This window comes from Brenneria rubrifaciens, from assembly GCF_005484945.1.
Classification (GTDB): Bacteria; Pseudomonadota; Gammaproteobacteria; order Enterobacterales; family Enterobacteriaceae; genus Brenneria; species Brenneria rubrifaciens.
This window is the reverse complement of the sequence record NZ_CP034035.1, coordinates 2205954-2218471: the sequence shown is the minus strand read 5'-3', so window position 1 is coordinate 2218471 and position 12518 is coordinate 2205954. Positions and strand designations below refer to the sequence as shown.

Genomic DNA, 12518 nt, shown 5'->3' with positions numbered 1-12518 from the left:
GAAATTTAGCGGGCGCCGATATGTTGACGAAATTGCCAGTAACGCCCTTGCCGCGCCATTAACGTCTGATGATTACCTTCCTCAATAATCTGCCCGCCATCCATCACGCAGATGCGATCCATGAATTCAAGCTCATAGAGACGATGGGTAATCACAATGAGCGTTTTCCCTGCACAATGCTGACGCAGTAACCGTAAAATACGCTGTTCAGTTTCGGCGTCCAGACCTTCTGTCGGCTCATCCAGCAGCACCAGCGGCGCGTCATGCAACAACGCCCGCGCCAGCCCGATACGGCGCTGTTCCCCCCCTGAAAGCTGACGCCCGCCTTCGCCATACCAGCTATTCAGTCCTTCGTTTTCCAACAGTTTATCCAGACCGACCTGTCGTAGCGTGGTGGCAAGCCGCTCGTCATTGGCGACTGGCGCGGCAAGCAAGAGATTATCACGCAGCGTGGCGCTGAAAATATGTACGCGCTGAGGGACGACGCTCATCATGGCGCGCAGTTCATCTTCCGTCCAGGTGGAAAGAGGCTGGCCGCTTAATATTATCTCGCCTCGTTCACAATCCCACGCGCGGGTAAGCAGTTGCAACAGGGTTGATTTACCGCACCCGGTGCGGCCAAGCAGGGCAATGTGTTCGCCTGCGCGAATATTCAGGGAGATTCCCTGTAAAGCCGGCAGGGGCTGCTCAGGATAGGTAAAACCAACCTCCTCTAATACAAGGGGCGCGTCGGCGACTGCGGGCGGCCCCTGCTGCGGGAAGGTCACCATTGGTACCTGGCGGATGATCTGATCGATGCGGGTGGCGGAGGCGATCACCTGTCCCATATGCTGTAACGCGGCTGCAACCGGGGCCAGTGTTTCAAAGACCGCCAGCGCAGCAAAAACAAACAGTGCGATCAGGGCACCGGGCCGTGTATCACCGCCCACGCCTCCGGCGGCAAGCCAGAGAATAAGTGTAACTGTCAATCCGCTGCACAAGATCATCAGCGCCTGCGACAACCCCGTTAACGTGGTTTGCTGCTGCTGACGGCGCAGCCATCGGCTTTCCAGCAGCGCTAGTTGCTGGCGGAACGCGGACAAGGCGCCAAATACCGTCAGTTCTGCCTGCCCTTGTAGCCAGGTCGTTAATTGAATACGGTATTGGGCGCGCAGTGCCGTTAAATCTTGTCCGATGGATTTGCCTGCCCGGTAAAACACCACAGGCAAAATCAGCAACAGCGCCAGCGTGATGGCGCATAGCGTCAGCGCCAGCGAGACGTCCAGCCAACTGAGGCCATAGGAAACGATGAGGATAACCAGCAGCGCGCTGATCAGCGGAGAAATGACGCGTAGATATAAGTGATCAAGCGTATCGACATCGGCAACCAGTCGATTCAATAACTCAGCCTGACGGAATCGGGCGATGCCTCCCGGAGACAGCGGCAGGATGCGGGAAAAGGTGAAGACGCGCAGGTGCTGCAATACGCGAAACGTCGCATCGTGGCTCACCAGCCTTTCGGCGTAGCGTCCTGCGGTACGGGCAATCGCCGCTCCCCTGACGCCCGCCGCGGGCAGCATATAATTGAAGGTATAAAGTCCGGCGATGCCCGCCAGTGCCGCGCCTGCCAGAAACCAACCGGAGAGGGCGAGCAGCCCGATACTCGCCAGCAGGGTGGCAATGGCCAAAACAACGCCGAGGCTTAAGCGCCAGAGGTGTCGGCGATAGAGTGCCAGAAAGGGTTTTAAAATCTGCATTGTTGTTCGGGATAGGGTGAGACGGGACATATTATAGCTCTCCCTGTCGTTGTGCCAGCAGGTCGGCAAAGACGCCTGATTGCCTACTGAGAGACGGATAATTTCCTTGCTGAATCAGACGGCCATTGTCCATGACCCAGATAGCATCATAGTCGATAATATCATTCAACTGATGCGTTACTAACAGCGTTGTCTGATGGTGTGAAGCCTCGCTTAAGGCACCCATCACTCGCTGCTCGCTGTGGGCATCGAGACTGGCGCTGGGTTCATCAAGCAGCAGCAGGGCGCAGGGTTTGATCAACGCGCGAGCAACCGCGACCCGTTGAGCCTGACCCACCGAAAGCCGGGCCGCGCCATCGCCAATAGCGGTTTCCAAGCCTTGCGGCAGTTGTGGGAGGAACTCATGCACATAGGCGCGTTCAATGGCCAACCGTAGCTCCTCATCGGTTGCCTGCGGCTGGCCCAGTAGAATATTCGCCCGTAGCGTCTGTTCCGGCAGATGAGGGTTTTGGCCGACCCAGCTTAACTGTTTACGCCATGAATCCGGCGACAGCGTATTCATCTCGACACCGTTAACGGTAAGCGAGCCGCGATAGGGTAGAAAGCCCAGCAACACATTCAAAAGAGAGCTTTTACCCGCGCCGCTGATACCGACCAGCGCGATACGTTTTCCGGCATCTACCCTGAAGGTCAGCGGCTGGGTCAATGGCGTGCCGGTCGGCGCCAGCACCACCAGATCGGTTGCGCAAATTTCAATCGGACCATGATGTTCGAATTCCTGTACCCCAAATCCGACTGTTTCGCCTTCCGCCGCCAGAAAAGTGACCAGAGATTCTGCCGCGCCCACCGCTTGTGCTTTTGCGTGATAGAACGTACCCAGATCGCGTAATGGCTGGAAAAACTCCGGCGCCAGAATCAGAACCAGAAAACCAGCGAAGAGCGTTACGCCCGCCCCGTAGTGACCGAAATTCAGTTCGCCCAGGTAGGAAAAGCCAAAATAAACGGCTACCACCGCAATAGAAATCGAGGCAAAAAACTCCAGTACGGCTGAGGAGAGAAAGGCCATACGCAGGACTTCCATTGTCCGGCTGCGGAACTCTTCAGAGGCGTCGCTGATGTGCGCTGTTTCCGCGCGGCCGCGATTAAATAAACGCAGTGTTTCCAACCCGCGCAGACGATCAAGGAAATGACCGCTCAATCGGGCCAGCGCTTGAAAGTTGCGTCGGTTGGCATCGGCTGCCCCCATGCCCACCAGCGCCATGAACAGCGGGATCAGCGGGGCGGTGACCAGCAGGATCAGGCCGGCAGCCCAGTTGATGGGGAAAATCGCTACCAGAATCAGCACCGGAATCAAGGCGGCCAGATACATTTGCGGAAGATAGCGGGAATAGTAATCCTGCATATCTTCGACCTGTTCCAGGATCATGGTGGCCCAGCTTCCGGCGGGTTTTCCCTGCACCCAGGCCGGCCCCAGTTGTTGCAATCTATCCAAGACCAGCTTGCGGATTTGCTGCCGCACGGTTTGTCCGCACATAAAACCGACGCGTTCACGCAACAGGCTATTGAGCGCGCGTAGTACAAAAGTTGCAACGAGCAGTAAAAAAGACGTAATTAATGATTCGCGGGACGCGTGCTCAATAATCAATCCATTGAGCAGCGCTGCCAGCAACCATGCTTGCACCACGATTAGTGCGCCACTCACAAAACCAAGTAAAAGTGAAAAGCGTAACCAACGCTGCGCCAGCTTGCCTTGTTGCCGAAGCCAATGGGTCAATTCTTGCTGTCTGGTTTTATTCATCAGGCACCAGGTCGTCGTATTGCATGAAGAGTGTTAATGGAAATGACGCTTATATAACTGTTACTTAACAAGCTGGTCCGCTGACACTCAGAATGCCGCCATGTTACCTCGACAGCAACGGGCTGCAAATCAAAAGGAAGCGTGAAATAGGGAGCGCGATCAATTTTTGCGTGTTGGCAATCGTAAAAAGGAAAATGCATCCGGGAAAGAGAAACGCCGCCCGGATGCAGGAAGTGGGGGTTATTTGACCGCGGTCAAACCATCCAGATAACGCTCGGCATCCAGGGCCGCCATGCAACCTGTCCCCGCGGAGGTAATCGCCTGACGATAGATATGATCCATCACATCGCCTGCGGCGAAGACGCCGGGAATACTGGTTTGGGTCGCATTGCCATGAATGCCCGACTGTACCTTGATGTAGCCGTTTTCAAGTTCGAGCTGACCGCCGAACACGGCAGTGTTGGGGCTGTGACCGATCGCAATAAAGACACCTGCCAGCGCCAGCTCTTCCATTGTGCCGCTACTGGTATCACGCAGGCGCACTCCGGTAACGCCCATGTTGTCACCCAGAACTTCATCCAGCGTGCGGTTGACATGAAGCACGATATTGCCGTTTTTCACTTTATCCATCAGCCGGTCGATCAAGATTTTTTCTGAACGGAAACTGTCACGGCGGTGGATCAAATGCACTTCTGCTGCAATGTTGGATAAATAGAGCGCTTCCTCAACGGCCGTGTTGCCGCCGCCGACAACGGCGACTTTCTGATTGCGGTAGAAGAAACCATCGCAGGTCGCGCAGGCGGAAACGCCTTTACCTTTGAACGCCTCTTCAGAAGGGAGACCCAGATAGCGCGCTGATGCACCCGTTGCGATGATCAGCGCATCGCAGGTGTATTCGGCACTGTCGCCGAATAAACGGAATGGACGGGTTTGCAAGTCAACGCGCTGAATGTGATCGAACACAATCTCAGTTTTGAATTTCTCAGCGTGAGCGTGCATACGCTCCATTAGCAGCGGACCGGTTAGATCGTCCGCGTCGCCCGGCCAGTTTTCCACCTCGGTGGTGGTAGTCAACTGACCGCCTTTTTCCATACCGGTGATCAATACCGGATTGAGGTTAGCCCGTGCAGCATAAACCGCGGCGGTGTACCCCGCCGGGCCTGAACCCAGAATCAATAGCTTGTGGTGTTTAACGGTACTCATGAGTTCCTCATTTCACGATGACGGACAATGGCGATGATTGTAAGTAAATTACCAGTGTAAAAAAAGTGTGAGAAAAAATTGTTAGCTATTTGTTTAATCGCTGATAGCTATTGGGAGACACAATTTGCTGGTAGATCAGCCACATTCATAGAAAAAATGATTGAGATGGGGACTGGTGGGCGCTTTATCTTATCTAATCTGGTATTTTCTTCTGATTTTCATTGTTTTGCTTTGACAATCGGCTGGGCTTTTGCGAAAACATCTGGGTAAGAGGAAATTTTTTGTATGTGAATAGTTAAAAGCTCGGCTTTTCATTCATGTGCTATCCGGTAGGTCTTTGCGCCATGGAAACATCGCTTTTGTCTGGTCTGATGTTGACCAAAGAGACAGGGTGGTGACGGATAAGTACTGAAGGATAATGACTTTTGATATACAAAATAGACAACGGATCTTCTTTGGGGCGGCTCTGATGCATTTAAGTCTGTCGGAGTGTAGCAAGGCAGGGAAAAGTGAAGAGAGACAATAATAATGGTAGACACTAAAAAACGACCAGGAAAAGATCTTGATCGTATCGATCGTAATATTCTGAACGAATTGCAAAAAGATGGACGGATTTCCAACGTCGAGCTTTCCAAACGGGTAGGACTGTCGCCGACGCCTTGTCTGGAGCGCGTGCGCCGTCTGGAGAGACAAGGTTTCATCAACGGCTATACTGCGCTGCTCAATCCACATTATCTGGATGCCTCGCTGCTGGTGTTCGTTGAAATCACGCTAAACCGCGGTGCGCCGGATGTCTTTGAGCAATTCAATGCGGCGGTGCAAAAGCTGGAGGAAATTCAGGAGTGTCATCTGGTTTCCGGTGACTTTGACTATCTGCTGAAAACGCGTGTGCCGGATATGTCCGCTTACCGTAAGCTGTTGGGCGAGACGTTGCTGCGTCTCCCAGGCGTTAACGATACGCGTACCTATGTGGTGATGGAAGAAGTTAAGCAAAGCAATCGGCTGGTCATTAAGACACGATAAAAGCATGGATGCAAAACCCGATAAATTCAGCTACACTCCTGTGAATTTATACAGTTCCAGCGCCGGGTTTTTCTCGGCGCTTTGTCATAAACCTTTACAGGCCCTGGAGAGACACTTGAGCCAGGAATATACAGAAGATAAAGATATTACCCTGAAAAAACTCAGCGGTACTCGTCGTTTGCTTGAAGCGATATTGATCGTCGTGGCGCTTTTTGCCCTCTATCTCGGTGTCGCGTTGCTCAGCTTCAGCCCTTCCGATCCCAGTTGGTCACAAACTGCCTGGCATGAGCCTATTCATAATTTTGGCGGTGTGGCTGGCGCTTGGCTTGCCGATACCCTGTTGTTCATTTTTGGCGTGCTGGCTTATGCCATTCCCCCCATCATGTTATCCCTGTGCTGGGCGGCGTTCTGTCAGCGCGATAATCAGAATGTCATTGACTATTTCACCCTTTCATTGCGCCTGATTGGTGCACTGGCGCTGATTCTCACCTCTTGCGGTCTGGCCGCGTTGAATGTTGACGATCTCTACTATTTTGCTTCCGGCGGTGTATTGGGAAGCTTACTGAGCAGTTCCATGATTCCCCGTTTTAACAGCATGGGCGCCACCTTGATTCTTTTGTGTGTCTGGGCGGCGGGATTGACGCTGTTCACCGGTTGGTCGTGGTTGACGATTGCGGAAAAAATAGGCGCTGGCGTTTTAGGTTGTTTGACCTTTATGTCTAATCGCTCGCGTCGTGATGAAGACGATCGTGATGTCCTTGAATCTTCGACTGAAGTGGAAATGCCTGAACCGCCGGGTTCTCCGGCGCTAGCGGCAAATGCCGATGATGACGCGCTTTTTTCTGCCCCATCAGTGGCGCAAATCCTGACGGCGGCTAATACCAAGCCTGAAAATATAACCGCGGGAGATTCGACGTCTCAGATATCTGCTGAAATTGCGCCAATGACGCTGGGGCAACCCACGTCTCCCTCAGCAGAGCAACTGCTCGCGGCACAGCAGAAGATCGATCGGGGCTCCTCAATGAATCCGCCGTTATATTCGTTTGAACTGCCTTCCACTTCGGATAATCATCACGACCGTGCCGATGCGTATACGCCGTACGGTAGCGACGATATGCCGCCAGTCATCCAGCCAGTCGCATCGCCGCCTGATGAACTTAGGTCAGGTCTGACGGATGCGGCGGCGGTAAGCGCGGCTTCATACAAGGTAAACAATACCTTCATGCCTGCCGTCGGCGCGACGGAGGATGAGAATCCGAAGATGAAACAAGGTGCCGGCCCGGAACTGCCTCGTCCGAATCCGGTGCGTATTCCGACGCGTCGTGAACTGGCCTCCTACGGAATCAAATTGCCCTCACAGCGGTTGGCGGAACAGCAGGCAAAGCTGTCCCAATCCCCAAATGAGCCGGGTGAGAACAATGACTCGGACGATCAGGATGATATCGCGTTGCAGGAGGCGGCATTGCAGCAGCAATACATCGCACAGCAACGCCAGCGCTATGGCGAAGATCAACCGCAGCAGGAAGACCATGCGGAACCGGCACAGGAAGAAGATGAGGATGCGGCCGAATCCAGCGCAGAGCCGTCAATGCCCGCGCCGCAGGAAGAACAATCCCCCGCACGCGCGCCCATTATGGATAGCCTGATTCATCCTTTCCTGATGCGCAACGATCAGCCTTTGCAAAAACCGACGACGCCGCTGCCGACATTGGATTTATTAACGGCCCCGCCAGCCAGCGAAGCGCCGATAGACAATTTTGCGCTTGAGCAAACCGCCCGTTTGATTGAAGCCCGGCTAGCGGATTTCCGGGTAAAAGCCGATGTTGTCGATCACTATCCCGGCCCGGTGATTACCCGCTATGAACTGGATCTTGCGCCTGGCGTGAAAGCGGCGCGTATCTCCAATTTGTCACGTGATTTGGCGCGCTCCTTGTCCGTGGTTGCAGTGCGTATTGTCGAAGTGATCCCGGGAAAAACCTTTGTAGGTTTGGAATTGCCGAACCAGCATCGGCAAACGGTTTATCTGCGGGAGGTGTTGGATTGCGCGCGTTTCCGTGAAAGCGCATCGCCGCTGACTATCGTGTTGGGTAAAGACATTGCCGGGGAACCGGTGGTTGCTGATCTTGCGAAAATGCCGCATTTGCTGGTTGCCGGTACGACAGGTTCCGGTAAGTCGGTCGGCGTCAACGCGATGATTCTCAGCATGCTGTATAAAGCGACGCCGGAAGATGTGCGTTTCATCATGATCGACCCGAAAATGCTGGAGCTTTCCGTTTATGAGGGTATCCCTCATCTGCTGACGGAAGTGGTGACGGATATGAAAGACGCCGCTAATGCATTGCGTTGGTGTGTGGGTGAAATGGAACGTCGCTATAAACTGATGTCGGCGCTGGGGGTTCGTAATCTGTCCGGGTATAACGATCGGGTCAGGGAAGCGGAGGCGATGGGACGTCCGATCCCCGATCCTTTCTGGAAGCCAGGCGATAGCATGGATATGACGCCACCGGTATTGGAAAAACTACCGTATATCGTGGTGATGGTCGACGAATTTGCCGATCTAATGATGGCGGTCGGCAAGAAGGTTGAAGAGCTGATCGCCAGACTGGCGCAGAAAGCCCGCGCTGCCGGTATCCATCTGGTGTTGGCGACACAGCGCCCTTCGGTGGATGTTATTACCGGTCTTATCAAAGCGAACATCCCGACTCGTATCGCGTTTACCGTATCGAGCAAGATAGACTCGCGTACCATTCTCGATCAGGGCGGCGCGGAATCCTTGCTGGGGATGGGGGATATGCTCTACATGGCGCCCAACTCATCCATACCTGTACGCGTTCATGGCGCTTTTGTCCGCGATCAGGAAGTGCATGCGGTGGTTCAGGATTGGAAAGCCCGCGGAAGACCCCAATATATCGATAATATCGTCAGCGGCAGTGATGAAGGGGAAGGCGGCAGCTTGGGCCTGGATGGTGATGAGGAACTCGATCCCTTGTTTGATCAAGCGGTTGCATTTGTTGTCGATAAACGCCGGGCGTCTATCTCCGGGGTGCAGCGACAGTTCCGTATTGGCTATAATCGCGCCGCGCGAATCGTTGAACAGATGGAAGCGCAAGGGATTGTCAGTTCACCGGGCCACAACGGTAACCGGGAAGTGTTGGCTCCGCCGCCAATAGAGTAAAAATAGATAAGGACTGCGTTTGCCGTTCTTATGCAAAGAAGCGTAAAAACCGCCATTAACAGACGATTTTCCCTATCACTGTCCGAGTCGCTTTGGCTATAACGTATCGACCACGCAAACGGTCTGATGGCTTCACCATGATGGTGCGTGATATCAGAAAATTCGAAGGATTTTGTATGATGAAGAAATGGTTAGTCGCTTGTTGTCTGATGTCGGGAGTGGCATCAACCGCAGTCTATGCCGATGCAGCCGGGGATTTGCAAAACCGTCTCAATAAGGTAAACAGTTTTCATGCTAGTTTTAGCCAGACGGTGACCAGTGCGGATGGCGCCACCGTGCAGGAGGGTGAAGGTGAACTGTGGTTGAAACGTCCTAATCTGTTTAACTGGAAAACGACTTCTCCAGATGAAAGCGTATTGGTTTCTGATGGTAAAACGCTGTGGTTTTACAATCCGTTTGTTGAGCAAGTAACGGCGACCTGGTTAAAAGATGCGACAGGCAATACGCCGTTTATGCTAATTACCCGTAATGATGCCGGCGATTGGGACAAATACGCGGTGCGGCAGAGTGGTGACGATTTTGAGTTGACGCCGAGGTCTGCCAACGGGAATCTGAAACAGTTTGCGATTAGCGTGACGTCGAGCGGAACGATCAAGACATTCACCGCAACGGAGCAAGACGGGCAGCGCAGTACCTACGTGCTGAAAAATCAGCAAAATAGCGCGGTTGATTCAGCGAAATTTACCTTTACTCCACCGAAAGGGGTGACGCTGGATGATCAGCGTCAGTGAGGTCTGAGTGAGCAATCTGTCACTGGATTTTTCCCACAGTGCATTCCAGCCCCTGGCCGCACGTATGCGGCCAGCGACACTGGACCAGTATATAGGCCAACAGCATTTGCTTGGAACGGGTAAACCTCTGCCACGTGCGATTCAAGCCGGCCAACTCCATTCGATGATTCTATGGGGGCCGCCAGGTACGGGGAAAACGACGCTGGCAGAATTAATCGGTCGTTATGGACAGGCTGATGTTGAGCGGATCTCGGCGGTGACATCCGGTATCAAAGAAATTCGTGAAGCGATCGAACGAGCGCGGCAGAACTGTAATGCAGGTCGTCGGACGATTTTGTTTGTTGACGAAGTTCATCGATTCAATAAAAGTCAACAGGATGCTTTTTTACCGCATATTGAAGATGGCACGATCACGTTCATTGGCGCGACAACGGAAAATCCGTCTTTTGAGCTCAATTCCGCACTGTTATCCCGCGCCCGAGTGTATTTACTGAAAGCGCTTACGGCAGAAGATATTGAACAGGTACTGCGGCAAGCGATGGAAGACCGTGAGCGAGGCTATGGCGGACAGAATATTGTTCTACCGGATGAAACCCGCCGTTTGCTGGCCGAACTGGTCAATGGCGATGCCAGAAGGGCGCTGAACAGCTTGGAAATGATGGCGGATATGGCGGAGGTAGATGAGCAAGGTAACCGTACATTGACGCCATCGCTGCTTAAAGAAGTGTCTGGTGAACGGAGCGCTCGCTTCGATAATAAAGGCGATCGTTATTACGACCTGATTTCAGCTTTGCATAAATCGGTCAGGGGATCGGCGCCGGATGCCGCCCTCTATTGGTATGCGCGCATTATCACGGCAGGTGGCGATCCGCTTTATGTGGCCCGTCGCCTATTGGCGATTGCCTCCGAGGATGTCGGAAATGCCGATCCCAGGGGAATGCAGGTTGCTATCGCCGCGTGGGATTGTTTTACCCGCGTAGGGCCGGCAGAAGGGGAAAGAGCCATTGCGCAGGCTATTGTTTATCTGGCGTGTGCACCAAAAAGTAACGCGGTCTATACCGCTTTTAAGGCTGCGATGCATGATGCACGCGAAAAACCGGATCACGATGTTCCCGAACATTTGCGCAATGCGCCCACTCGCCTGATGAAGGAAATGGGGCTTGGGGCAGAGTACCGCTATGCGCATGATGAACCCAACGCTTATGCTGCCGGAGAGAACTATTTTCCGCCGGAAATGGCGCAAACTCGTTACTACACCCCGTCATCGCGTGGGCTTGAAGGTAAAATTGGTGAAAAGCTCGCCTGGCTCTCGGCCCAGGATCAAAATAGCCCGACAAAACGCTACCGCTGAACTAAGCGTTGCGGTAAGGTTAACGCGACATTTTCAGCAACCCGGTGAAGTGTGATTTACCGGATTCAATAACATTTCATTTGATAATCATAAGCACAGGATTAGCATGCTCGATCCCAATTTACTGCGTAATGAGCTAGACGCGGTCGCCGAAAAGCTACTGGCTCGCAGAGGCTTTAAACTGAATGTTGATACCCTGCGTAAGCAGGAAGAACGACGTAAAGTTCTACAGGTAGAAACTGAAAATTTGCAGGCTCAGCGTAATTCTCGTTCGAAAGAGATTGGTGTGGCAAAAGCACGTGGCGAAGATATTGAGCCACTCCGCCGTGAAGTTAACGAGTTGGGTGAGAAGCTGGATGCGGCGAAAACAGAGCTGGATCAACTGCAAAACGAAATCCGAGATGTGACGTTGACAATCCCCAATTTGCCGGATGACTCGGTGCCTCTGGGGAAAGATGAGAAAGATAACAAAGAAATCAGCCGTTGGGGGGAACCTCGCAAGTATGATTTCCCGGTGCGCGATCATGTTGAACTGGGCGAGATGGCGGCAGGTCTGGATTTTGCCGCCGCCGTGAAATTGACCGGCGCCCGTTTTGTGGTGATGAAAGGACAGATAGCCCGTCTGCACCGTGCGCTCTCTCAGTTTATGCTGGATCTGCATACTCAACAGCATGGTTATCAGGAAGCCTATGTGCCTTATTTGGTCAACCATGCTTCGCTGTTTGGGACAGGGCAATTGCCCAAGTTTGGTGAAGATTTGTTCCATACTAACCCACTGAGCGAAGAAGCGGAAGACAGTGCATACGCTTTGATTCCGACCGCAGAAGTACCGCTGACCAACCTGGTGCGCGATGAGATTCTTGATGAGGATTCGCTACCGCTGAAAATGACGGCTCATACTCCCTGCTTTCGTTCAGAAGCGGGATCTTATGGTCGTGATACGCGCGGTTTGATCCGCATGCATCAGTTTGACAAAGTTGAACTGGTACAAATCGTGAAACCTGAAGATTCGATGCAGGCTCTGGAAGAGCTGACCACGCACGCGGAAACGGTCTTGCAGTTACTGAAACTGCCTTATCGCAAGGTGTTGCTGTGCACCGGGGATATGGGATTTGGCTCAAGCAAAACCTATGACCTGGAAGTATGGCTGCCCGCGCAGGATACCTATCGTGAGATCTCTTCCTGCTCAAATATGTGGGACTTTCAGGCTCGCCGCATGCAGGCGCGCTGCCGCAGCAAGAGCGACAAGAAACCCCGATTGGTGCATACGCTCAATGGTTCAGGTTTGGCGGTAGGGCGTACGCTGGTTGCCGTGCTGGAGAATTATCAGCAGGCTGATGGGCGAATTGAAATTCCTCATGTATTGCGCACTTATATGGGCGGTCTGGAATTCATTGGCTGAATATTTTCTCATTAAAAGCGCCTGTTGGCGCTTTTTTTA

General features: G+C 53.1%; 8 protein-coding genes. 5 read left to right on the top strand and 3 right to left on the bottom strand.

Going from position 1 to position 12518, the window contains the following annotated elements; translation table 11 throughout:
• Window positions 1-5: 5 nt before the first annotated feature.
• From cydC to trxB, 3 genes are all read right to left on the bottom strand, one after another.
• Complete coding sequence (cydC, locus tag EH207_RS10250; protein ID WP_137715320.1) at window positions 6-1736, bottom strand: heme ABC transporter ATP-binding protein/permease CydC; 1731 nt, start codon at window positions 1734-1736, stop codon at window positions 6-8.
• A 31-nt stretch (window positions 1737-1767) separates the two neighbouring features.
• Window positions 1768-3534, bottom strand: coding sequence for a heme ABC transporter permease/ATP-binding protein CydD (cydD, locus tag EH207_RS10245; RefSeq protein WP_137713915.1), 1767 nt, complete (start codon window positions 3532-3534; stop codon window positions 1768-1770).
• A 240-nt stretch (window positions 3535-3774) separates the two neighbouring features.
• Window positions 3775-4737 (bottom strand): thioredoxin-disulfide reductase, encoded by a 963-nt coding sequence (gene trxB / locus EH207_RS10240; protein WP_137713914.1) that lies wholly within the window; start codon window positions 4735-4737, stop codon window positions 3775-3777.
• A gap of 528 nt (window positions 4738-5265) precedes the next feature.
• On the opposite strand from trxB, the gene lrp reads away from it, so the two are divergent.
• From lrp to serS, 5 genes are all read left to right on the top strand, one after another.
• On the top strand, window positions 5266-5760 hold the full coding sequence (gene lrp / locus EH207_RS10235; protein ID WP_010277211.1) for a leucine-responsive transcriptional regulator Lrp: 495 nt from the start codon (window positions 5266-5268) through the stop codon (window positions 5758-5760).
• A gap of 115 nt (window positions 5761-5875) precedes the next feature.
• Entirely contained in the window at window positions 5876-8935 is a 3060-nt protein-coding gene (locus tag EH207_RS10230; protein WP_137713913.1) for a DNA translocase FtsK 4TM domain-containing protein, read from the top strand.
• Between the two features lie 179 nt (window positions 8936-9114).
• Window positions 9115-9726, top strand: a complete 612-nt coding sequence (lolA, locus tag EH207_RS10225) for an outer membrane lipoprotein periplasmic chaperone LolA (protein WP_137715319.1) — start codon at window positions 9115-9117, stop codon at window positions 9724-9726.
• A gap of 7 nt (window positions 9727-9733) precedes the next feature.
• Window positions 9734-11077 carry a replication-associated recombination protein A gene (locus tag EH207_RS10220; RefSeq protein ID WP_137713912.1) on the top strand — a complete coding sequence of 448 codons (1344 nt, stop codon included), beginning with the start codon at window positions 9734-9736 and terminating at the stop codon, window positions 11075-11077.
• Window positions 11078-11183: 106 nt separating this feature from the next.
• Window positions 11184-12479, top strand: coding sequence for a serine--tRNA ligase (serS, locus tag EH207_RS10215; RefSeq protein WP_137713911.1), 1296 nt, complete (start codon window positions 11184-11186; stop codon window positions 12477-12479).
• Window positions 12480-12518 lie beyond the last annotated feature (39 nt).

Coding starts and splice junctions, on each gene's coding strand:
- trxB (WP_137713914.1), bottom strand. CDS start 4,737: ATGAGTACCGTTAAACACCACAAGCTATTGATTCTGGGTTCAGGCCCG.
- cydC (WP_137715320.1), bottom strand. CDS start 1,736: ATGCAGATTTTAAAACCCTTTCTGGCACTCTATCGCCGACACCTCTGG.
- serS (WP_137713911.1), top strand. CDS start 11,184: ATGCTCGATCCCAATTTACTGCGTAATGAGCTAGACGCGGTCGCCGAA.
- lolA (WP_137715319.1), top strand. CDS start 9,115: ATGAAGAAATGGTTAGTCGCTTGTTGTCTGATGTCGGGAGTGGCATCA.
- lrp (WP_010277211.1), top strand. CDS start 5,266: ATGGTAGACACTAAAAAACGACCAGGAAAAGATCTTGATCGTATCGAT.
- cydD (WP_137713915.1), bottom strand. CDS start 3,534: ATGAATAAAACCAGACAGCAAGAATTGACCCATTGGCTTCGGCAACAA.